Here is an 18,819-nt window from a genome sequence, read left to right on the forward strand (position 1 = left end):
CCGCCCGTGCCGCCGATGGTGTGGCAAAGCGGACCATCTCCCGGTCATGGGAGGTCACGGGAGGTCGCGGGCGCTTCCGTCCTTCGCGGACCCTCGCGTCGCCCGTCCCGGAAGATGTGCCAGAGTTTCCACGTCCGGGCTGTGAGCACGTACGGTACGGCAACACAGGCGGGACAGCCGGGACAGCCGGGACACCGGGAAGGGGCAGCTGGGTTGACCACGCACGCACCGCAGACGGCGCAGTCCGTCACGCTGCCGGTCACGCTCGACGAGGCCGTGGCGGCACTCACCGCCATGCCCGCCGCCGTGCCCGTCGCGGGTGGCACCGATCTGATGGCCGCCGTCAACAAGGGGCAGCTGCGCCCCGCCGGCCTGGTGGGCCTCGGCCGCATCAACGAGATCCGCGGCTGGCAGTACCAGGACGGCCACGCCCTGCTCGGCGCCGGTCTCACCCACGCCCGCATGGGCCGCCCCGACTTCGCCGCGCTCATCCCGGCGCTCGCCGCCGCCGCCCGCGCCGCCGGGCCGCCGCAGATCCGCAACGCCGGCACCCTGGGCGGGAACATCGTCTCCGCCGCGCCCGCCGGCGACTCCCTGCCCGTGCTGGCCGCCCTGGAGGCCGACCTCGTCGTCGTCGGCCCGGGCGGCGCGCGCGAAGTGCCCGTCTCGCACCTGCTGGCCGGCCGCGACATGCTGGGCCCCGGCGAGCTGGTCGCCCACGTGCGGGTGCCGCTGCTGCACGCCCCGCAGGTGTTCCTCAAGGCCACCGGGCGCACCGGCCCCGGGCGCGCCCTCGCGTCGGTCGCCGTCGTCCTGGACCCGGCGCGGCGCTCGGTGCGCTGCGCGGTCGGCGCGATCGCCCCGATGCCGCTGCGGCCGCTGGAGGCCGAGCACTGGATCGCCTCGCTCGTCGACTGGGACGGCGAGCGCGGGCTGGCGCCGGAGGCCCTGCTGGCGTTCGGCGAGTACGTGGCGGCCGCCTGCATCCCGGACCAGCCGCCCGCGGCCGAGGGCGAGGAACCGCCCCCGCTGCCACCCGCCGTACTGCAACTGCGCCGCACCGTCGCCGTGCTGGCCCGACGAGCACTGGGGAGGGCGCTGTCGTGACCGCCGAGGACCACGAGAACACGCCGGGGACCGGCGGCTGGCAGCCGACCCCGCAGGGCGAGTACGACGGGGAGGCCACCGCCTTCGTCCAGCTGCCGCCCGGCGCCGCGCTGGACGGCATCCCGCTGGAGGCGCCCGGCCACGGCTACGTACCGCCGCACATCGCCGACCCGCACGCCACCGCGCACTGGAACTTCCACGACGCGCTCGCCGCGGAGCAGGGCCTGCCCCCGGCGCCCGGCCCGGCCGACCTGACGGGCCAGTGGACCATCCCCGTCGCGCAGGGGGACCTGCCCGAGGAGTCCGGCGAGTACCAGATGTCCCAGGCCGCCGCCGGGCTGCCGTGGGCGGGCGGCGCCACCCCGCCCGCGACCCTGCCGGGCGGGGCGCCCGCGCCGTGGGCCACACCCCAGGAACCCCAGCCGGAACCGGAACCCGAGCCGGTGCCGTCGGCGGCCGTGGAGGAGCCGGGGGCGGAGGACGGGGCGGAGCCCGGCGCGGAGGCGGCCCACGAGGCGTCGACCGGGACCGCGCCCGCGGAGGCCGCACCAGCGTCCGTACCCGCACCCACGCCCGCCGCCGACCCGGAGCCCGCATCCGAGGACACGGCCCCCGAAGCCGGCGCCCCCGGCGAGCCCGTGGCCGCGCCCGCCCCCGCCACCGGCATCGCGGACAGCGACGAGCACCCCCACATCTCCTACGTGCTGCGCGTCAACGGGCACGACCGGCCCGTCACCGAGGCGTGGATCGGCGAGTCCCTGCTCTACGTGCTGCGCGAGCGGCTGGGCCTGGCCGGCGCCAAGGACGGCTGCTCGCAGGGCGAATGCGGCGCCTGCAACGTCCAGGTCGACGGCCGCCTCGTCGCCTCCTGCCTGGTGCCCGCGGCCACCGCCGCCGGCAGCGAGGTCCGTACGGTCGAGGGCCTGGCCGCGCACGGGCAGCCCTCCGACGTCCAGCGCGCCCTGACCCGCTGCGGCGCCGTCCAGTGCGGCTTCTGCATCCCCGGCATGGCCATGACCGTGCACGACCTGCTGGAGCGCAACCACGCCCCCACCGAGCTGGAGACCCGCCAGGCGCTCTCCGGCAACCTGTGCCGCTGCACCGGCTACCAGGGCGCCGTGGAGGCCGTACGGGACGTCGTCGCCGAGCGCGCGGCGAGCGCCGCCGCCCCCGACGGCCCGCCCGAGGAGCGCCCCCGGGTCCGCATCCCGCACCAGGTTCCCCACCCGCACGACGGAGGCACGGCGTGAGCAACGACGCGGCCACCGCCATCCCGGCGGTCGAGGCCCCCCGGCAGGAGCAGCCCACCCGCGGCCTCGGCGCGTCGCTGCCGTCGGCCGACGCCCGGGCCAAGGCGGAGGGCACCTTCCCGTACGCGTCCGACCTGTGGGCCGAGGGCCTGCTCTGGGCCGCGCTGCTGCGCTCCCCGCACGCCCACGCCCGCATCCTGTCCATCGACACATCGGCGGCCGCCGCCATGCCGGGCGTACGCGCCGTGGTCACCCACGCCGACGTACCCGGGGACTCCGCGTACGGCCGCACGGTCGCCGACCGCCCCGTCTTCGCCGCCGACCTGGTCCGCCACCACGGCGAGGCGATCGCCGCGGTCGCCGCCGACCACCCCGACACGGCCCGCCTCGCGGCGGCGGCGATCATCGTCGAGTACGAGGTGCTGGACCCGGTCACGGACCCCGAGAAGGCGTTCTCGGCGCCCCCGCTGCACCCGGACGGCAACCTGATCCGCCACATCCCCCTCCGCTACGGCGACCCGGACGCCGCCGGCGACGTGGTCGTCGAGGGCCTGTACCGCATCGGCCGCCAGGACCCCGCGCCCATCGGCGCCGAGGCCGGGCTCGCCGTGCCCCGCCCGGACGGCGGCGTCGAGATCTACACCGCGTCCACCGACCCGCACACCGACCGGGACCTGGCGGCGGCCTGCTTCGGACTGCCGCCCGAGCAGGTCAAGGTCGTCGTCACGGGTGTCCCGGGCGCGATGGGCGACCGCGAGGACCCCGGCTTCCAGATCCCGCTCGGCCTCCTCGCCCTGCGTACAGGCGCCCCGGTCAAACTCGCCGCCACCCGCGAGGAGTCGTTCCTGGGCCACGCCCACCGCCACCCCACCCTCCTGCGCTACCGCCACCACGCGGACGCCGAGGGCCGCCTGGTGAAGGTGGAGGCACAGATCCTGCTGGACGCGGGCGCCTACGGCGACGCCTCCTCCGACTCCCTCGCCGCGGCGGTGGCCTTCGCCTGCGGCCCGTACGTCGTCCCGCACGCCTTCATCGAGGGCTGGGCGGTCCGTACGAACAACCCGCCGTCCGGCCATGTGCGGGGCGAGGGCGCGATGCAGGTGTGCGCGGCGTACGAGGGCCAGATGGACAAGCTGGCCGCGAAACTGGGCCTGGACCCGGCGGAACTGCGCCTGCGCAACGTGCTGGCGACCGGCGACCTCCTGCCGACGGGCCAGACGGTGACCTGCCCGGCGCCGGTGGCCGAACTCCTGGAAGCCGTACGGGACCACCCGCTGCCGCCGCTCCCCATGGACACCGCGGAGGAGGACTGGCTGCTGCCGGGCGGCCCCGAGGGCGCGGGCGAACCCAGCGCGGTACGGCGCGGGGTCGGCTACGCGCTCGGCATGGTGCACATGCTGGGCGCCGAGGGCACGGACGAGGTGTCCACGGCCACGGTCAAGGTGCAGGACGGCGTGGCGACGGTCCTGTGCGCCGCTGTGGAGACCGGTCAGGGCTTCTCGACGCTGGCCCGCCAGATCGTCCAGGAGATCCTGGGCGTCGAGGAGGTGCACGTCGCCTCCGTCGACACGGACCAGCCGCCCGCCGGCCCGGCGACGCACGGCCGGCACACCTGGGTGTCGGGCGGCGCAGTGGAGCGCGCGGCCAAGATGGTCCGCACACAGCTCCTCCAGCCCCTGGCGCACAAGTTCGGCATGTCGACGGAGCTGCTCCAGATCGCCGACGGCAAGATCACCTCGTACGACGGGGTGCTGTCCACCACGGTCGCCGAGGCCCTCGACGGCAAGGAGCTGTGGGCCACCGCGCAGTGCCGCCCGCACCCCACCGAGCCGCTCGACGAGGCGGGCCAGGGCGACGCGTTCGTGGGCCTCGCCTTCTGCGCGATCCGCGCGGTGGTGGACGTCGACATCGAACTGGGCTCCGTGCGCGTGGTCGAGACGGCGGTCGCCCAGGACGTCGGCCGCATCCTCAACCCGGCCCAGCTGGCCACCCGCATCGAGGCGGGCGTCACCCAGGGCGTGGGCGCGGCCCTCACCGAGAACCTGCGCACCCCCCGCGGCCTGGTCCGCCACCCCGACCTGACGGGCTACGCCCTGCCGACGGCCCTGGACGCCCCGCACGTCCGCATCGTCAAACTGATCGAGGAGCGCGACGTGGTGGCCCCGTTCGGCGCGAAGGCGGCCAGCGCGGTACCCGTGGTCACGGCCCCGGCGGCGGTGGCCGCAGCGGTCCGCGCCGCCACGGGCCGCCCGGTGAACCGCCTCCCGATCCGCCCACAGGCAGCGGTGGTCACGGCGAACGCGTAGGCCGCTTCGGGCCCCTCCGGGGCTGCTGGACGGGTGAGCGATGAGTGTCGGGGTGCTTCCCGGTCTACCCATGTGGAAGGCACAAGGGAAAGGACCCCGTCATGCAGCCCAGGATCACGCCGTTCCTCTGGTTCGACACGCAGGCCCAGGAGGCGGCCGAGCACTACACCTCGATCTTCAAGGACTCACGGATCCTCAAGGTCACGCCCTACCCGGAGGGGGCGCCGCGGCCCGCGGGGATGGTCATGACGGTGGAGTTCGAGATCGCCGGGCAGCGGTTGGTGGCGCTCAACGGCGGGCCGGAGTTCACGTTCAACGAGGCCGTCTCGCTCAACGTCGGCTGCGAGGACCAGGAGGAGGTCGACTACTACTGGACCCGGCTCGCCGAGGGCGGCGAGGAAGGCCCCTGCGGCTGGCTCAAGGACAAGTTCGGCGTGTCCTGGCAGGTCGAGCCGCGCATCCTCGGGGAGATGATGGCCAGCCCGGAGCCGGAGCAGGCGAAGCGGGTCACCGAGGCCATGCTCAAGATGAAGAAGATCGACGTGCAGGCGCTGAAGGACGCGTACGAGGGGTGAGGCGACCCTCTCGGCCCGGACCCCGGCTGGCTGAGCCGGCCGGGGCACCCCCTGGAGGAGACCATGACCGCCACACCTCCCGAGTGGCTCTGTCCGCCGCGCGCCAGCGGGTGGGAGGCCGACGACCTCGACCACATTCCGAACCTCCCCCGCCACACCGAGCTGATCGACGGAGCGTTGATCTTCAGGGTGCGCCCCCAGCGGCTCTGGCACGCCCGCGTCATCCGTCGTCTGGCGGCCGCTCTGGAGGACCGGGCGCCGGCCGGGCGGACCGTCGAAGCGCAGATGACGGTGCGGCTGAGCACCAAGAGCCGTCCCGAGCCGGATGTCGTCGCGGCCAGGGTGGCCTACGAACCGGACCGCACCTGCTTCCTTCCCGAAGAGGTCGACCTCGTGGTCGAGGTCGTCTCCGACGAGTCGCAGGAGCGTGACCGGGAGACCAAGCCCTTCAAGTACGCGCGTGCCGGGATCCGGTACTTCTGGCGTGTCGAGGAGGAGCACGGGCTGCCCGTCGTCCATACCTACGAACTGGACGACACGACACGGACCTATGTGGCCACGGGTATTCATCGGGAGCGGGTCAAGGCCGCGGTCCCGTACGACCTCGACATCGACCTGGCGCGTCTCCTGCGCTGACGGCCGTCCGGCCCTCGGGGCGTACGACCAAGGGCCGAGATCGTTTGCGTCGCACGACAGGGGCCATCCTCGGTTACGCCTCTTACTCTGGGGGTCATGAGCGCCTTGGAGCCCCCCGACACCGCCCCCGACACCGACATCGACCGGCCGAAGAGCCCCGGGGGCGGTGTTCTCGACCGGGCGCACCGGGCGTTGAGCATCGGGATCGTCTCCGTCGTCCTGTTGATCGCGTTCGAGGCGACCGCCGTCGGTACGGCGATGCCGGTCGCGGCGCGGGAGCTGAACGGGGTGGCGCTGTACGCGTTCGCGTTCTCCGCGTACTTCACCACCAGCCTCTTCGGCATGGTGCTGGCCGGCCAGTGGGCCGACCGGAAGGGGCCGCTCGGTGCGCTCGCCACCGGGATCGCCGCCTTCGGGGCCGGGCTCGTGCTGTCGGGCACGGCCGGCACGATGTGGCTGTTCATCGCCGGGCGCGCGGTGCAGGGTCTCGGCGGCGGGCTGGTGATCGTCGCCCTGTACGTGGTCGTCAGCCGCGCCTACGCCGAGCACCTGCGGCCCTCGATCATGGCCGCGTTCGCGGCGAGCTGGGTGATCCCGTCGGTCGTCGGGCCGCTGGCCTCCGGGACCGTCACCGAGCAGCTCGGGTGGCGCTGGGTGTTCCTGGGCATTCCCGCGCTCGTCGTGTTCCCGCTGGCGCTCGCGCTGCCCGCGATCCGCCGCATGGCGTCGGGTCCGGCCGACCCGTCGGCGCCGGCCGGGCCGCTGGACGCGCGGCGGCTGCGGCTGGCGTTCGGGATCTCGCTGGGCGCCGGACTGCTGCAGTACGCCGGGCAGGAGCTGCGCTGGCTGTCGCTGGCCCCGGCCGTCGTGGGCGCCGCGCTCCTCGTACCCGCCGCACGAGGGCTGCTGCCGCGCGGCATCCACCGGGCGGCGCGCGGCCTGCCGGCGGTGGTGCTGCTGCGCGGTGTGGCGGCCGGCGCGTTCATCTCGGCCGAGTCGTTCGTGCCGCTGATGCTGGTCACCGAGCGCGGGCTGAGCCCCACGCTGGCCGGGCTCTCGCTCGCGGTGGGCGGCGCCACCTGGGCGCTGGGCTCCTTCGTCCAGTCCCGGCCCCGGGTGGAGCCGTACCGGGAACGGCTCATGGTGCTCGGCATGCTGCTGGTGACGCTGGCCATCGCGGTGGTGCCGTCGGTGCTGATCCCCTGGGTGCCGGTGTGGATCGTGGGCGTGGCCTGGGGCTTCGGCTGCCTCGGCATGGGCATGGTCATCGCCTCGACGAGCGTGCTGCTGCTGAAGCTGTCGGCCCCCGAGGAGGCCGGCTCGAACTCCGCCGCGCTCCAGATCTCGGACGGCCTGTCGAACGTCCTGCTGCTCGCCGCGGGCGGCGCCGCGTTCGCCGCCCTCGGAGGCGGCTCGGTGGCGGGCCACGCGGCCGCGGGCGGCTCCCACCCGGTGGCGTTCGCCGCGGTCTTCCTGCCGATGGCGGCCGTGGCGCTCTTCGGCGCGTGGGTGGCGTCCCGCGTCCGTGTGCCGGAGAGGCCCTGACACCGCGTGGTACCAGAATGACCCCACGCGGTAGTACCATTCTGGTATGGCTATGAACCTGCGTCTCCGCGACGACCAGACCGACGCCCTGAAGCAGCGCGCCGAGCAGGAGGGCGTCAGTATGCACGCCATAGTGCTCAAGGCGGTCGACGACTACCTGGCGCGCACCGCTCAGGAGGCCATCGTGCGCAAGACGGCCAAGGAGCAGGCGGCGAAGTGGCACGAACTGCTGGAGCGGCTCAAGTGACGTGCATCTACCTGACCGCCGAGGACGTCCTGACCATCGCCGAGTACGCGATCGATGACCAGGACGTCGTCGTCAGGGACGCGGGACTCCTGGAATCGGCGGTGCACCGCCCCTCGGCCGCCATGTTCGGTCAGGAGGCCTACCCCGATCTCATGGAGAAGGCCGCCGCGCTCCTCCAGTCCCTAGCGATCAACCCCCCGTTCTTCGACGGCAACAAACGGACTGCCTGGCTTTCGTGCGTGACGTTCCTGGCCATGAACGGCGTGAACCTCCGCCCCGACATCGACGCCGCTGAACGGCTCGTCGTCGACGTCGCCACAGGCCGGGCGGACGAGGTGAAGGGCATCGCCGACCGGCTGACCGAACTGGCGATGTGACACACCTCGCACTCCCCGAGGTCACGGCCCCGTTCCGCCCGGGGTGGCGCCGGGCCACCGGTAGGGTGGCCCGGTTGTCGTACGCGAGTCCTCGTGCGACCGAGACCCGAGTGCCGAGAGCCCCGAATCGGAGACCGTGACTACTACCGCCTCCCATCACCTCTCACCCGCCTTCCCCGGCCGCGCCCCCTGGGGCACCGCCAACAAGCTGCGCGCCTGGCAGCAGGCCGCGATGGAGAAGTACATCCAGGAGCAGCCGCGCGACTTCCTCGCGGTCGCGACGCCCGGCGCCGGCAAGACGACCTTCGCGCTGACGCTCGCCTCCTGGCTGCTGCACCACCACGTCGTCCAGCAGGTCACCGTCGTCGCCCCGACCGAGCACCTGAAGAAGCAGTGGGCCGCCGCCGCCGCGCGGATAGGCATCAAGCTGGACCCGGAGTACAGCGCCGGGCCGCTCAGCAAGGAGTACCACGGTGTGGCGGTGACGTACGCCGGTGTCGGTGTGCGGCCGATGCTGCACCGCAACCGCTGCGAGCAGCGCAAGACGCTCGTCATCCTCGACGAGATCCACCACGCCGGTGACTCGAAGTCCTGGGGCGAGGCCTGCCTGGAGGCGTTCGAGCCGGCCACGCGGCGGCTCGCCCTCACCGGTACGCCGTTCCGGTCGGACACCAACCCGATCCCCTTCGTCACGTACGAGGAGGGCAACGACGGCATCCGGCGGTCGGCGGCCGACTACACGTACGGCTACGGCAACGCCCTCGGCGACGGCGTCGTCCGGCCCGTGATCTTCCTCAGCTACAGCGGCAACATGCGCTGGCGCACCAAGGCCGGCGACGAGGTCGCCGCCCGCCTCGGTGAGCCGATGACCAAGGACGCGGTCTCGCAGGCCTGGCGCACCGCCCTCGACCCGCGCGGCGACTGGATGCCCAACGTCCTGCGCGCCGCCGACCAGCGGCTCACCGAGGTCCGCAAGTCCATCCCGGACGCCGGCGCGCTCGTCATCGCCTCCGACCAGGACTCGGCGCGCGCGTACGCCAAGCTCATCCGGGAGATCACCGGACACGGCGCGACCGTCGTGCTCTCCGACGACGTGGGCGCCTCGAAGCGGATCGACGAGTTCAGCGACGGCGACGACCGGTGGATGGTCGCCGTCCGTATGGTGTCCGAAGGTGTCGACGTGCCCCGGCTCGCCGTCGGCGTGTACGCCACGACCATCTCGACGCCCCTGTTCTTCGCGCAGGCCGTCGGGCGTTTCGTACGGTCCCGCAGGCGCGGCGAGACCGCGTCGGTCTTCCTGCCCACCATCCCCATGCTGCTCGGCTTCGCCAACGAGATGGAGGTCGAACGCGACCACGTCCTCGACCGGCCGAAGAAGGAGGGCGAGGAGGACCCGTACGCCGAGTCCGAGAAGGAGCTGGACGAGGCGAACAAGCAGCAGGACGAGGACACCGGCGAGCAGGACATGCTGCCGTTCGAGGCGCTGGAGTCCGACGCCGTCTTCGACCGCGTCATGTACAACGGCGCCGAGTTCGGCATGCAGGCCCACCCCGGCAGCCAGGAGGAGCAGGACTACCTCGGCATCCCCGGCCTGCTGGAGCCCGACCAGGTCCAGCTGCTGCTCCAGAAGCGGCAGGCCCGGCAGATCGCGCACAGCCGGCAGAAGCCCGCCGAGGAGGCGGACCTGCTGGAGCTGCCCGCCGAGCGGCGCCCCGTCGTCTCCCACAAGGAGCTGATGGAGCTGCGCAAGCAGCTGAACACGATGGTCGGCGCGTACGTACACCAGAGCGGCAAGCCGCACGGCGTCATCCACACCGAGCTGCGGCGCGTGTGCGGCGGGCCGCCCAGTGCCGAGGCCACGGCGGGGCAGATCCGGGAGCGGATCAAGAAGGTCCAGGAGTGGGCCACCCGTATGCGGTGACGTCCCGCGCCACGCCGGCATGCCCCGGAGCCGTGAACCGCCTTTCAGGTCAGGCTTCGGGGCATCTCCATGAGAAGGCGTACATACGGGGATGAACTCCCCATCCACGCCCGGATTCTGGACGAGGTCTTCCGCTGAGCGGAGAGGGTCGCTACTGTCCCGGGCACATGCAAACGCCCCGTGGCAGCGCCGCCGCGGAGCGCAGCCGGTGTGCCATGGCCTGCCGGCGGCCTCTCGGTGCGACGCCTCATGGGACAGGTGTCGCCGAAGCGTTGAGAGTGTCCGCCGTCACTCACTCCGAAGGAGAGGGCGTCGTGACCGCGGAAACCTCCCAGACGCTCGACCGGGGACTGCGCGTCCTCAAACTGCTCGCCGACACCGACCACGGGCTGACCGTCACCGAGCTGTCCAACCGGCTCGGTGTCAACCGCACCGTCGTCTACCGTCTGCTGGCCACACTCGAACAACACGCCCTGGTCCGCCGCGACCTGGGCGGACGTGCCCGCGTCGGGCTCGGTGTGCTGCGGCTCAGCCGCCAGGTCCACCCCCTGGTCCGCGAGGCCGCGCTGCCGGCACTGCGCTCCCTGGCGGAGGACATAGGGGCGACCGCCCACCTCACCCTCGTGGACGGCGCCGAGGCCCTGGCCGTCGCGGTCGTCGAACCGACCTGGACGGACTACCACGTGGCGTACCGCACCGGCTTCCGGCACCCGCTGGACCGGGGCGCGGCGGGCCGCGCGATCCTGGGCGCGCGCCAGGGCGGGCTCACCGAACCGGGGTACACCCTCACGCACGGCGAGCTGGAGGCCGGCGCGAGCGGCGCGGCCGCCCCGCTGCTCGGGGTGACCGGCATCGAGGGCAGCGTCGGTGTCGTCATGCTGACGGACGCGGTACCGGAACGCGTCGGCCCCCGCGTGGTCGACGCGGCCCGCGAGGTGGCGGACGCCCTGCGCTGAGACGCCGTGCGGCTGCAGACGCCCTGCGCTGATACAGGACGTCCTCCGTCGCACCAGGACGCCGGGACGGCCGCCCACGGGGCGGCGGCCGCGGGCGGCTAGATTGGCGGGGTGCTCTCCAGTCTCACGCGCCTCCGCGTTCCCGTCCTGTGCGGGCTGCCCGTTCTCGCGCTGCTCGCCGTCGCCGCGTTCGCGCCGCTGCCGTTCACGATCGCGCAGCCCGGTTCGACCGTGGACGTGCTGGGCGCCGAGCAGGGGCGACCGGTGATCACCATCTCCGGGGTGCCCGCGCGCAAGACCACCGGGCAGCTGCGGATGACCACCATCCAGGCCACCGGGCCCGGCGAGGACCTGGCCCTCGGTGACGTCCTGGACGGGTGGTTCCGGGACGACCGGGCCGTGCTGCCGCACGACTCCGTCTACCCGGCCGGCAAGTCGGAGGAGGAGGTCGAGAGGCACAACCTCGGACAGATGAAGAAGTCCCAGGACAGCGCCGTCACCGCGGCCCTCGCGTACCTCGGCCGGAGCGAGAAGGACATCGACGTCGAGCTGCACCTCGCCGACATCGGCGGCCCCAGCGCCGGCCTGCTCTTCTCGCTCGGCATCGTCGACAAGGTGGCCGGCGACGGGGCGCGCGGCGACCTCACCGGCGGCCACGTCATCGCCGGTACGGGCACGATCGCCGCCGACGGCACGGTCGGCTCCGTCGGCGGGGTCTCCCTCAAGACGCAGGCCGCGGCACGCGACGGAGCGACCGTCTTCCTCGTACCGAAGGGGGAGTGCGCCGACGCGCAGGCCGAGCTGCCCGACGGCATGCGGCTGATCCCCGTGTCCACCCTGAAGGACGCCGTGGCGTCGCTGCGGGCGCTGAAGCGGGGCGGCGAGGTCCCCGGCTGCTGATCGGACACGACCTACGGCTCCGTGTCGTCCGCCGCCTGCTCCACCAGCGGGATGATCCGCAGCGGCACCGGGTTCTCCATCACGATCGCCGTCGACGCCCGGACGATCCCGTCGAACCCGACCACCCGGTCGATCACCCGCTGGAGGTCCGCGTTGGAGCGGGCCACCAGCCGGCACAGCATGTCCCCGTGGCCGGTCGTCGTGTGCAGCTCCAGCACCTCCGGCACGCCCGCCAGGTGCTCCCGGATGTCCGCGCCCTGCCCCTGCTTGATCTCCAGCGTCGCGAACGCCGTCACCGGATAGCCCAGCGCCGCCGGGTCCACCTCGGGCCCGAAGCCCCTGATCACGCCGTTCGCCTGGAGCCGGTCGAGGCGCGCCTGCACCGTGCCGCGCGCCACGCCCAGCCGCCGTGACGCCTCCAGGACGCCGATCCTCGGCTCACGCGCCAGCAGGGCGATGAGCCTGCCGTCCAGATGATCGATCGCCATGTCGCTCTCCCCGTGGTCATCCTGTACAGAACGCGCCCTCATACTGGACCGTCGCTGTACAGATTGACCAGGGGAAACGCAAACTATTGCGCAGCTTGTGGAACAGAGGCAGCCTGCGGACATGACTGAGACCCTGCATCACACCCCCGACACCGCACGGCAGGCCGACCCCTTCCCGGTGAAGGGTATGGACGCGGTCGTCTTCGCCGTCGGCAACGCCAAGCAGGCCGCGCACTACTACTCCACCGCCTTCGGCATGAAGCTCGTGGCCTACTCCGGACCGGAGAACGGCAGCCGCGAGACCGCCAGCTACGTGCTGACGAACGGCTCCGCCCGATTCGTGTTCACCTCCGTCATCAAGGCGAGCACCGACTGGGGCCGCTTCCTCGCCGAGCACGTCGCCGAGCACGGCGACGGCGTCATCGACCTCGCCATCGAGGTCCCCGACGCCCGCAAGGCCTACGCGTACGCCGTCGAGCACGGCGCCACCGGCATCGCCGAGCCGTACGAGGTGAAGGACGAGCACGGCACCGTCGTCCTCGCCGCCATCGCCACGTACGGCAAGACCCGCCACACCCTCGTCGACCGCTCCGGCTACAACGGCCCCTACCTGCCGGGCTACGTGGCCGCGTCGCCGATCGTCGAGCCGCCCGCCAAGCGCACGTTCCAGGCCATCGACCACTGCGTCGGCAACGTCGAGCTCGGCAAGATGAACGACTGGGTCGGCTTCTACAACAAGGTCATGGGCTTCACCAACATGAAGGAGTTCGTGGGCGACGACATCGCCACCGAGTACTCCGCCCTCATGTCGAAGGTCGTCGCCGACGGCACCCTGAAGGTGAAGTTCCCGATCAACGAGCCCGCGATCGCGAAGAAGAAGTCGCAGATCGACGAATACCTGGAGTTCTACGGCGGCGCCGGCGTCCAGCACGTCGCGCTCGCCACCAACGACATCGTCGAGACCGTCCGCTACATGCGGGCGCACGGCGTCCGGTTCCTCGACACGCCCGACTCGTACTACGACACGCTCGGCGAGTGGGTCGGCGACACCCGCGTGCCGATCGAGACCCTGCGCGAGCTGAAGATCCTCGCCGACCGCGACGAGGACGGCTACCTGCTCCAGATCTTCACCAAGCCCGTTCAGGACCGCCCGACGGTCTTCTTCGAAATCATCGAACGACACGGTTCGATGGGCTTCGGCAAGGGCAACTTCAAGGCGCTGTTCGAGGCCATCGAGCGCGAGCAGGCCAAGCGCGGAAACCTGTAACGGCCGCCCGCGCCCCCACACTTGTGGCCCCACGGACCTGACCCGTGGGGCCACAGGCCGCTCTGCCCCCGCCGCCCCCTACCGCCCCCGCGGCGCCCGCAGCGGCGGTTCGCCCAGCGCCGCCAGCGCCTCCCGCGCCCGCGGCGCGAACAGCGGCGAGAACTCCGGATGGACGCGCAGCGCCTCCGACAGCCGCCGCCGCGCCGCCCCCGCCATCCCCAACTCCCGCTCGATCATGCCCCGGTGGTACGAGAACAGCGCACTGCGCAGGCCCCGCTCCGTCGCCCGCCGCGCGAACGGCAGCGCCTCCCGCGCCCGCCCCGCCCGGTACAGCGCCCACCCCAGCGCGTCCGCCACCTCCACCGACCGGTGCCCCCGCCGCCACTCCGCGCGCAGCCACGTCACCGCCGCCTCCGGGTCCGCGTGGTCCGCCTCGAACCGGGCCGGCACCAGCGACGCGTTCACCCCGTGCGCGGCCTCCTCCTCCGCCAGCTCCCGCAGCCGCGCGTACTGCTCCCGCGCCTCGTCCCGCCGGCCCAGCGCCTGCAGCAGCTCGCCCGCCTCCAGCGCGTACTCCGGCAGCGGCTGCGCCTCCAGCGCCGCCCGGTAGCCCCGTACGGCCTCCTCCGTCCGCCCCAGCGCGGCCAGCGCCCGCGCCCGCCCCGCCAGCGCCGGCCCGTGGCGGGGCACCAGGTCCAGCGCCGCCGCGTGCCGCGCGGCCGCCTCCGCGGGCTCGCCCCGCTCCCACGCCAGGTCCCCCAGCCGCTGGAGGCACGCCGCCCGCTCGGCCGGCGTGTCCGCCCGGGCCACCGCCTCGGCCGCCGTCGCCGAGGCGTCCTCCCGCCAGCCGCGGTCCCGGTACACCTGCGCCGCCCGGCTCAGCGCCGTCGCCCCCGGCCGCAGCGCGCCCAGCCGGTCCGCCGCGCGCCCCGCCGACACGTGGTCGCCGAGCCCCCGGTACGCGTCGACCAGCACCGCGTACGCCTCCCAGCGCCGCGGCGACCGCTCGCGCACCGCCTCGCCCCAGCGCCGCGCCGCCGCGAAGTCGCCCCGCGCGTTGGCCAGCGCCCCCAGGCCCAGTTGCGCGTCCGCGTTGCCCTTGGCCGCCGGGTACACCGCGAGCGACCGCCGCAGCGCGCGTTCCGCCCGTGGAAAGGCCGCCGGGTCGCCCTCCCGCGTCCCGCGCTCCACGTACGCGGCGCCCAGCACCGCCCAGGACGCTTCGTCGCGCGGGTGCGCCCGCAGCCACTTCTCCCGGTCGCCGATCAGCGCGTGCAGCTCCGGCAGCGACGCCCGCGCCCCCGCGCCTGCCGCCCGCACCGCCTGCCCGGCCGCGCCCGGCGCCGGCCGCGGCCCGTCGCGCCCCGGCCCCACGAGGCCGTCCGTCGCGAACAGCGCCACCGCGCCGGCCAGCACCGCACCCGCCCCCGCCAGCAGCACCGCCCGGGACACCCGTTCCGTCTTCACACCGCTCACTGTGCGCCAGCCCGACCGGGCCACCGCGCGTACACGCCGGGTTCACACCGATGGCCCCGGATGCCAGGCTGGGATCATGGACGACCTCCTCCGGCGACTGCGTACGGGCCTTCCCGCCGAGGCCCTGATCACCGACCCCGACGTCACGGCGTCCTACGCCCACGACATGGCGAGCTTCTGTGAGGCCGGCACGCCCGCCGTCGTCGTCCTGCCGCGCACCGTCGAACAGGTCCAGCACGTGATGCGCACCGCGACCGCGCTGCGCGTCCCCGTCGTCCCGCAGGGCGCCCGTACGGGCCTGTCCGGCGGGGCCAACGCCTCCGACGGCTGCATCGTGCTGTCCCTCATCAGGATGGACCGCATCCTGGAGATCAACCCGGTCGACCGGATCGCCGTCGTCGAACCGGGCGTGGTCAACGCCGCCCTGTCCCGCGCCGTCGCCGAACACGGTCTGTCCTACCCGCCGGACCCGTCCAGCTGGGAGATGTGCACCATCGGCGGGAACATCGGCACCGCGTCCGGCGGCCTGTGCTGCGTCAAGTACGGCGTCACCGCCGAGTACGTCCTCGGGCTCGACGTCGTCCTCGCCGACGGGCGCCTCCTCACCACCGGCCGCCGCACCGCCAAGGGCGTCGCCGGATACGACCTCACCCGGCTGTTCGTCGGCTCCGAGGGCAGCCTCGGCATCGTCGTGCGCGCCGTCCTCGCGCTCAAGCCCCAGCCGCCCGCGCAGCTCGTCCTCGCCGCCGAATTCCCCTCTGCGGCCGCCGCCTGCGCCGCCGTCTGCACGATCATGGAGCGCGGCCACACCCCGTCGCTCCTCGAACTGATGGACCGCACGACGGTCCGGGCCGTCAACCGGCTCGGCAACATGGGCCTGCCCGACACCACGGAGGCCCTGCTGCTGGCGGCGTTCGACACCCCGGACCCCGCCGCCGACCTGGCCGCCGTCGGCGAGCTGTGCACGGCCGCCGGAGCCACCCAGGTCGTCCCCGCCGAGGACGCGGCCGAGTCCGAACTGCTGCTCAAGGCCCGCCGCATGGCCCTGCCCGCCCTGGAGACCGTCTCCACCGCCACGATGATCGACGACGTCTGCGTACCGCGCTCCCGGCTCGCCGAGATGCTGGACGGCACGGCCGGGATCGCCGAGCGGTACGACCTCACCATCGGCGTGTGCGCCCACGCCGGCGACGGCAACACCCACCCCGTCGTCTGCTTCGACCACCACGACCAGGACGAATCCCGGCGCGCCCGCGCGTCCTTCGACGCGATCATGGCGCTCGGCCTGGAACTGGGCGGCACGATCACGGGCGAACACGGCGTCGGCGTCCTGAAGAGGGACTGGCTCGCCCGCGAACTGGGCCCCGTGGGCGTCGAGATCCAGCAGGGCATCAAGCGGACCTTCGATCCCCTGGGCCTCCTCAACCCCGGCAAGCTCTTCTGACCCGGCGGGCTCGGGCCGGCCCCCGGGAGCCTCCGGGCCACGGCGCCGCACCCCACGGGCGGCGGCGCCGCGACAACCATCGGGGGACGTAACCGCCGTGGCGCGATGACCGGTACGGGTGTCATCCCGCTACGCCTCCGCCGAGAGCAGCTCGGCCAGTTCCTCGTCCAGGCCGAGCCGCTCCGCCTCCGTGCCCGGCGGCACCACCCGCAGCGTCCGCTCCAGCCACGCCGACACCTGCGCCGACGGGGCCTCCAGCAGGGCGTCGCCGTCCGGCGAGGACAGCGCCATCAGGACGACGCCCCGGCCGTCCACCTTCGTCGGCCAGATCCGCACGTCCCCGTGCCCGCACGGCCGGAACACCCCCTCCACCAGCAGCTCCCGCGCGAACGTCCAGTGCACCGGGTGGTCCGAGCCGACGTGGAACGCGATGTGGACGGCGAACGGGTCGGCCGTGCGGTACGTCAGCCGGGCCGGAACGGGCACGCTGCGCTCGGGCGACAGCACCAGCTTCAGCTCCAGCTCCCGCTCCACCACCGTGGTCTCGTGCATGGGTCTTCCTCCCTCTCGGCTTCAGTACGGCCCCGCGACGGGGCGCGCTCAGAGGGAGAGAGCCGCCTTCCCCGTTCTCATTACGCGACTTTCACCGGCGAATTTCTGTTACTTTGCGTGACACAGCTGTGACCGGATGGCGGCCCCCGCGATCGGAGGGGTCCGGGGGCATCCGGCGGTCTGATAGATGTGGTGCCTTGAATTGAGGCCCTCGAGGAGATACGGGACCACGGTGATGAGCGCCCCAACCCCGGCAACCGGCGACGGCAGCCCCCAGGCTGGGTACTACCCAGACCCCTCCATTCCTGGATACATCCGGTACTGGAACGGTGCCGCGTGGGTGCCCGGGACCAGCCGTCCCGCGCCCAAGGACGGCGAGGCGATGCCGACGCCACCGGCCTCGGCGGTCGCCGCCGCCCCGGCGCCCGCCCCGTCGGCGCCCTCGCCGGCGCCGGTGCCGGCCGTCGAGGAGACCGGGCCGGTGTTCCTCGACGAGGAGCCGGACCCCGCGTACCGGACGGGCCCCGAACCGGAACGGGAAGCGGAACGCGCCTCCAGGCCCGACCCGGAGCCCGCGTCGGCCTGGCAGGCGGACGCCTCCCGGCAGACGGGCTTCGGCGGTGACCGCGACCGCCGGGTCTCCTGGGGCTCGGAGGGTGCCCGCGACCCGCGTCTCCCGGCCGCCGCGGCCGACCCGACGGGCGGCGCGCTGCCCGGCGTACGCCGCGTGGAACCCGAAGCGGAACCGGCGGCGCCGACACCGCGCGCCCCGGTCGCCGAGGGCACGGTGACCATCCGCGCGACCCAGCCGCGCACCCCGCAGCAGCAGCCGCAGTCACCCCGGAACTCCGGGGCGCCGCAGGGCCCGCAGCTCCCCGCGCAGCCCCAGGCCCAGGCCCAGGCACAGGCCCAGGCCCGGCCCGCCGCGCAGCAGGCCCAGCAGCAGCCGGGCCCGGCCCAGGCGGCCGCAGCGGCCACTCCCCTGACGTCCGGCCCCGGAGGCGGGGCCTCCTCCTGGGCCCAGCAGGTGCACCAGCTCGCCCAGCCGCAGGTCCCGGCGCAGCCGCAGCAGCCCCAGGCCGCCTCGCCGGCCCAGCAGCACGTCCCGGCCGCCGCGGCGCAGCCCGTGGATCCGGCGGGCAACACACCGGTCATGCCGTGGAAGCCCCCGGTCGACGACCCGTTCCTGCGGGCCGCCCAGGCCCAGGCCAATGCCCGTCCGGCCGGTCTCGGCAAGCGCCTGGTGGCGCGGCTCGTCGACACCGTCGTCCTCGGCGCGCTCGTCGGCGCCGCCGCCGCCCCGTTCGTCATGAGCGGCGTCGACCACATCATCGGCAAGATCGAGCAGGCCGAGCGGTCCGGTGAGACCGTGACCGTCTGGCTGATCGACTCCACGACGTCCCTGCAGTTCGGCATCGCGCTCGCCCTGCTGCTGGTCCTCGGCGGGCTCTACGAGGCGCTGCCGACCGCCAAGTGGGGCCGCACGCTGGGCAAGAAGCTGTGCGGCATCCAGGTGCGGGACATCGAGTCGCACGAGCCGCCGTCGTTCGGCGCGGCCCTGCGCCGCTGGCTCGTCTACGGCGTACTCGGACTTCTCGTGGTCGGTATCGGGAACGTCCTGTGGTGCCTGTTCGACCGGCCCTGGCGCCAGTGCTGGCACGACAAGGCGGCGCGCACCTTCGTGGCGAAGCCGTAAGGACGTTCCCCGAACGGCACGGTCCCCCGAACGGCACGTGACCGGATGCGGGTGTCGGCGGGGCGGGTTGCACTGC

17 protein-coding genes are annotated in these 18,819 nt (G+C 73.7%); 14 read left to right on the top strand and 3 right to left on the bottom strand.

Translation table 11 applies throughout. The annotated features are described in order from the left end of the window. Nucleotides 1–213 precede the first annotated feature (213 nt). From ABEB09_RS21000 to ABEB09_RS21050, 11 genes are all read left to right on the top strand, one after another. The gene (locus ABEB09_RS21000; RefSeq protein ID WP_345691455.1) at nucleotides 214–1,107 is read left to right on the top strand and encodes an FAD binding domain-containing protein; all 894 of its coding nucleotides are present in this window, start codon (nucleotides 214–216) and stop codon (nucleotides 1,105–1,107) included. Further along, entirely contained in the window at nucleotides 1,104–2,357 is a 1,254-nt protein-coding gene (locus ABEB09_RS21005; RefSeq protein ID WP_345691456.1) for a (2Fe-2S)-binding protein, read from the top strand. Before ABEB09_RS21000 ends, ABEB09_RS21005 begins: the two co-directional genes overlap by 4 nt. Then, nucleotides 2,354–4,663, top strand: a complete 2,310-nt coding sequence (locus ABEB09_RS21010; RefSeq protein WP_345691457.1) for a xanthine dehydrogenase family protein molybdopterin-binding subunit — start codon at nucleotides 2,354–2,356, stop codon at nucleotides 4,661–4,663. The genes ABEB09_RS21005 and ABEB09_RS21010 overlap by 4 nt, the downstream gene beginning before the upstream one ends. Nucleotides 4,664–4,764: 101 nt before the next feature. Further along, nucleotides 4,765–5,238 (top strand): VOC family protein, encoded by a 474-nt coding sequence (locus ABEB09_RS21015; RefSeq protein ID WP_345691458.1) that lies wholly within the window; start codon nucleotides 4,765–4,767, stop codon nucleotides 5,236–5,238. A gap of 63 nt (nucleotides 5,239–5,301) precedes the next feature. Beyond that, nucleotides 5,302–5,874 (top strand): Uma2 family endonuclease, encoded by a 573-nt coding sequence (locus ABEB09_RS21020; RefSeq protein WP_345691459.1) that lies wholly within the window; start codon nucleotides 5,302–5,304, stop codon nucleotides 5,872–5,874. A 96-nt stretch (nucleotides 5,875–5,970) separates the two neighbouring features. Further along, the gene (locus tag ABEB09_RS21025) at nucleotides 5,971–7,419 is read left to right on the top strand and encodes an MFS transporter (protein ID WP_345691460.1); all 1,449 of its coding nucleotides are present in this window, start codon (nucleotides 5,971–5,973) and stop codon (nucleotides 7,417–7,419) included. A gap of 46 nt (nucleotides 7,420–7,465) precedes the next feature. After that, entirely contained in the window at nucleotides 7,466–7,666 is a 201-nt protein-coding gene (locus tag ABEB09_RS21030; protein ID WP_345691461.1) for a CopG family transcriptional regulator, read from the top strand. Further along, nucleotides 7,663–8,043, top strand: a complete 381-nt coding sequence (locus tag ABEB09_RS21035; RefSeq protein WP_345691462.1) for a type II toxin-antitoxin system death-on-curing family toxin — start codon at nucleotides 7,663–7,665, stop codon at nucleotides 8,041–8,043. The genes ABEB09_RS21030 and ABEB09_RS21035 overlap by 4 nt, the downstream gene beginning before the upstream one ends. A 136-nt stretch (nucleotides 8,044–8,179) precedes the next feature. After that, entirely contained in the window at nucleotides 8,180–9,964 is a 1,785-nt protein-coding gene (locus tag ABEB09_RS21040; protein ID WP_345691463.1) for a DEAD/DEAH box helicase, read from the top strand. Between the two features lie 314 nt (nucleotides 9,965–10,278). Beyond that, complete coding sequence (locus ABEB09_RS21045) at nucleotides 10,279–10,920, top strand: IclR family transcriptional regulator (protein ID WP_345691464.1); 642 nt, start codon at nucleotides 10,279–10,281, stop codon at nucleotides 10,918–10,920. A 111-nt stretch (nucleotides 10,921–11,031) separates the two neighbouring features. Continuing rightward, on the top strand, nucleotides 11,032–11,820 hold the full coding sequence (locus tag ABEB09_RS21050) for a S16 family serine protease (protein ID WP_345691465.1): 789 nt from the start codon (nucleotides 11,032–11,034) through the stop codon (nucleotides 11,818–11,820). Between the two features lie 11 nt (nucleotides 11,821–11,831). Here the strand turns inward: ABEB09_RS21050 and ABEB09_RS21055 are convergent, their stop codons facing one another. Beyond that, nucleotides 11,832–12,308 (bottom strand): Lrp/AsnC family transcriptional regulator, encoded by a 477-nt coding sequence (locus tag ABEB09_RS21055; RefSeq protein ID WP_345691466.1) that lies wholly within the window; start codon nucleotides 12,306–12,308, stop codon nucleotides 11,832–11,834. Between the two features lie 121 nt (nucleotides 12,309–12,429). Here ABEB09_RS21055 and hppD point away from each other — a divergent pair, with 121 nt between their 5' ends. Continuing rightward, entirely contained in the window at nucleotides 12,430–13,575 is a 1,146-nt protein-coding gene (gene hppD / locus ABEB09_RS21060; protein ID WP_345691467.1) for a 4-hydroxyphenylpyruvate dioxygenase, read from the top strand. 78 nt (nucleotides 13,576–13,653) lie between these two features. Here hppD and ABEB09_RS21065 read toward each other — a convergent pair whose 3' ends face one another. Then, complete coding sequence (locus ABEB09_RS21065) at nucleotides 13,654–15,042, bottom strand: tetratricopeptide repeat protein (RefSeq protein ID WP_345691468.1); 1,389 nt, start codon at nucleotides 15,040–15,042, stop codon at nucleotides 13,654–13,656. Nucleotides 15,043–15,127: 85 nt separating this feature from the next. Between ABEB09_RS21065 and ABEB09_RS21070 the strand changes: the two genes are divergently transcribed. Then, a complete protein-coding gene (locus ABEB09_RS21070; RefSeq protein ID WP_345691469.1) occupies nucleotides 15,128–16,495 on the top strand; it encodes an FAD-binding oxidoreductase in 1,368 nt (455 codons plus the stop codon). Nucleotides 16,496–16,624: 129 nt separating this feature from the next. On the opposite strand, the gene ABEB09_RS21075 is transcribed toward ABEB09_RS21070, so the two are convergent. Continuing rightward, nucleotides 16,625–17,047: an SsgA family sporulation/cell division regulator gene (locus ABEB09_RS21075; RefSeq protein WP_345691470.1), complete on the bottom strand. Its 423-nt coding sequence runs from the start codon at nucleotides 17,045–17,047 to the stop codon at nucleotides 16,625–16,627. A 235-nt stretch (nucleotides 17,048–17,282) separates the two neighbouring features. Here ABEB09_RS21075 and ABEB09_RS21080 point away from each other — a divergent pair, with 235 nt between their 5' ends. Further along, complete coding sequence (locus ABEB09_RS21080; protein ID WP_345691471.1) at nucleotides 17,283–18,743, top strand: RDD family protein; 1,461 nt, start codon at nucleotides 17,283–17,285, stop codon at nucleotides 18,741–18,743. Nucleotides 18,744–18,819: the final 76 nt, after the last annotated feature.

It is taken from the genome of Streptomyces coeruleoprunus, from assembly GCF_039542925.1.
Classification (GTDB): Bacteria; Actinomycetota; Actinomycetes; order Streptomycetales; family Streptomycetaceae; genus Streptomyces; species Streptomyces coeruleoprunus.

Coding starts and splice junctions, on each gene's coding strand:
- ABEB09_RS21015 (WP_345691458.1), top strand. CDS start 4,765: ATGCAGCCCAGGATCACGCCGTTCCTCTGGTTCGACACGCAGGCCCAG.
- ABEB09_RS21020 (WP_345691459.1), top strand. CDS start 5,302: ATGACCGCCACACCTCCCGAGTGGCTCTGTCCGCCGCGCGCCAGCGGG.
- ABEB09_RS21025 (WP_345691460.1), top strand. CDS start 5,971: ATGAGCGCCTTGGAGCCCCCCGACACCGCCCCCGACACCGACATCGAC.
- ABEB09_RS21030 (WP_345691461.1), top strand. CDS start 7,466: ATGGCTATGAACCTGCGTCTCCGCGACGACCAGACCGACGCCCTGAAG.
- ABEB09_RS21055 (WP_345691466.1), bottom strand. CDS start 12,308: ATGGCGATCGATCATCTGGACGGCAGGCTCATCGCCCTGCTGGCGCGT.
- hppD (WP_345691467.1), top strand. CDS start 12,430: ATGACTGAGACCCTGCATCACACCCCCGACACCGCACGGCAGGCCGAC.
- ABEB09_RS21070 (WP_345691469.1), top strand. CDS start 15,128: ATGGACGACCTCCTCCGGCGACTGCGTACGGGCCTTCCCGCCGAGGCC.
- ABEB09_RS21075 (WP_345691470.1), bottom strand. CDS start 17,047: ATGCACGAGACCACGGTGGTGGAGCGGGAGCTGGAGCTGAAGCTGGTG.
- ABEB09_RS21080 (WP_345691471.1), top strand. CDS start 17,283: ATGAGCGCCCCAACCCCGGCAACCGGCGACGGCAGCCCCCAGGCTGGG.